This is a genomic window from Mesobacillus sp., assembly GCF_049588175.1.
Lineage (GTDB): Bacteria > Bacillota > Bacilli > Bacillales > Cytobacillaceae > Mesobacillus.
The window spans coordinates 1-2,314 of the sequence record NZ_JBAVFI010000326.1; the positions used below are offsets into that span (position 1 = coordinate 1).

At 39.7% G+C, this 2,314-nt stretch carries 4 protein-coding genes; 1 reads left to right on the forward strand and 3 read right to left on the reverse strand.

Annotation, left to right across the window (positions count from 1 at the left end):
* Positions 1 to 686 (reverse strand): threonine aldolase family protein (locus WB217_RS08020; RefSeq protein WP_423992296.1); only part of this gene is annotated, 686 nt, incomplete at its 3' end.
* Positions 687 to 820: 134 nt separating this feature from the next.
* Here WB217_RS08020 and WB217_RS08025 point away from each other — a divergent pair.
* A complete protein-coding gene (locus WB217_RS08025) occupies positions 821 to 1,246 on the forward strand; it encodes a CBS domain-containing protein (RefSeq protein WP_423992298.1) in 426 nt (141 codons plus the stop codon).
* Positions 1,247 to 1,311: 65 nt separating this feature from the next.
* Here WB217_RS08025 and WB217_RS08030 read toward each other — a convergent pair whose 3' ends face one another.
* The gene (locus WB217_RS08030; protein WP_423992300.1) at positions 1,312 to 1,776 is read right to left on the reverse strand and encodes an STAS domain-containing protein; all 465 of its coding nucleotides are present in this window, start codon (positions 1,774 to 1,776) and stop codon (positions 1,312 to 1,314) included.
* Positions 1,777 to 1,988: 212 nt separating this feature from the next.
* A complete protein-coding gene (locus WB217_RS08035; protein WP_207502809.1) occupies positions 1,989 to 2,126 on the reverse strand; it encodes a hypothetical protein in 138 nt (45 codons plus the stop codon).
* Positions 2,127 to 2,314: the final 188 nt, after the last annotated feature.

Below are 2,314 nucleotides of genomic sequence, written 5' to 3' on the forward strand. Positions count from 1 at the left end.
CCGCCTCCAAGGCGTTTTCTCCATTTTCTTGCCTGTTGGATAAAATCCCTAGTTCCTGCAAGTAAAGACCCTACAGGAGCTCCTAATCCTTTAGAGAGGCAAATTTGAACGGTATCAGTGCTTTTCGTAAATTCCTTAACATCCACCCCTGATGCAGCAGCTGCATTGAACAGACGGGCTCCATCCAAATGGACCGGAATTTTGTTAGAATTAGCGATACTGTATATTTCCTCCATATTGCCAACAGGGATAACAGCTCCACCTGCACGGTTATGGGTGTTTTCAAGACAAATTAACCCTGTTTCTGGATAATGAATATCCTCACTGCGTATTGCGCTTAATACGGATCTGGGATCCATTGCGCCGCGGTTTCCTTCAATTGTCCTTGTTTGAACTCCGGCAAGGGCTGAAACAGCACCTGATTCATAATAAAATATATGGGATTCAGCTTCAAGAAGCAGTTCCTGTCCAGGGCGGCAATGTGTAAGGACAGCAATTTGGTTGCCCTGTGTTCCGCTCGTCACAAATAATGCAGCTTCCTTCCCCAGTATGTCTGCTGCTGTCTCTTCTAGTTCTCTTACAGTCGGGTCTTCTTTGTACACATCATCGCCAACCTCAGCAGTATACATGGCCCTGCGCATTTCTTCTGTTGGTTTGGTGACTGTGTCGCTTCTTAAATCAATCATTGTTCTTCCCCCTTTTCCCTATGTAAAACTTATATTGTTTCCATTCTACCAAGTCACATTGCAAAAAACTAACAGTTTTGCTTTTTCAAGCAGCGGGTAAAACCAAAATGTCGAACACATTAGGAGGAATAATGATGAAAATTGAAAAAGTCATGACAACTGAAGTGGAATTTTGCAGTCCGGATACACCAATACATCAAGTAGCAGCAAAAATGAAAGATTTAGACGTAGGTGTCATCCCTATATGTGAAGGCGACCAGCTTACTGGTCTTGCGACAGATAGGGATATCGTTTTAAAAGCGGTAGCTCAAAATGTATCGCTCGAAACACCTGTTTCAGAAGTGATGACAACAGATCCAGTCCGAGGTACGATCCATATGACGGCCCAGGAAGCAGCGGACTTAATGGCAGATGTACAAATCCGCCGGCTCCCTATTGTTGATGATGGAAAGCTGATTGGAATTGTATCTTTAGGAGATTTAGCAGTAACTGAAAAGCTTGATGATGAAGCTGGCCAGGCACTTGAAGAGATTTCCGCTCCTTCAGAGCCGAATAACTAATTTATAACCCTTTCAGGGTAAAAATAGAGAAAACCCCGCTGCATGTTTTGGCAGCGGGGTTTTCTCTATTCTTCTATTTTCCTGAATTCCAAACCCTTTTCCTTCATTAAAAATTTTAATGCAGACTGGAAGGTTGAAAATGTTTGCGCTTCTAATTTAATGCCAGCAAGAACCATACGCTTTACAAGCTCAGTATTCATACCTACAAATAAGGTCCTGACCCCCATCAGGGACATGGAAGTTGCCATCTCTTGCAATTCAATTCCTATTTCTTCAAGACAGAGATCCTCAACACGTTCCCCTGTTATATCTGTAAGATCAATAATGGCTGTTTCAATATCCTTATTATGGATATAAGTGAGCAGCTTTTCGCGTATTTTGTCGAATCTTTCCATTCGAAGCAAACCCGTAATCGGAACTAGAATCGTTTCAGGAACGATAGAAGGAATAATCGGTGCGGCCATCTCAGATAAGATGATTTCATACTCTTTTATTTTTTGCTCGAGTTCCTGCAGTCTCTCATTTACCAATTTTCCCTTTACCTCCCAAAAAAGCCTTACATGGAAAATGTATCTTTGTTTATGATAACCTTCCGTAAATAATTTGTATAGAAAAATATAAAAACCACTTCAAATCGTTGAAGCAGTTTAACTTAATATGATTCTATAAGGACACTTGGGTATATCACACTTACAAAGTTAAAGTAATCAGGAATTGTTTCATCCTCACAAAAACCTTCACATTAATTGATCACACTGATTAAATGCATAATATCTTCATAAATCTGCTCTTGGTATTGGTCATCACAACATTTGTTGTAATCTTCGATAAGACGTCCAAGCTCTTTTAGAAATATCAGCTTTTCTTCTTCATTTATCATGGCACAATTCTCCTTAATAGGACAAAAGTCGTGTCTGTGGTTAAATTTAACATAATCCTTGAATTAAAACAACGGAAAAGAATTCTTTGCTACTTTTATATTTTGTAAAAATGGAGAAACTATGCAGGGAATTCAAATTTACACCTTTTTTTCAAAGAACCAAGTAACCTGAAAGGAGCACTTCATGC

Coding starts and splice junctions, on each gene's coding strand:
- WB217_RS08035 (WP_207502809.1), bottom strand. CDS start 2,126: ATGATAAATGAAGAAGAAAAGCTGATATTTCTAAAAGAGCTTGGACGT.
- WB217_RS08025 (WP_423992298.1), top strand. CDS start 821: ATGAAAATTGAAAAAGTCATGACAACTGAAGTGGAATTTTGCAGTCCG.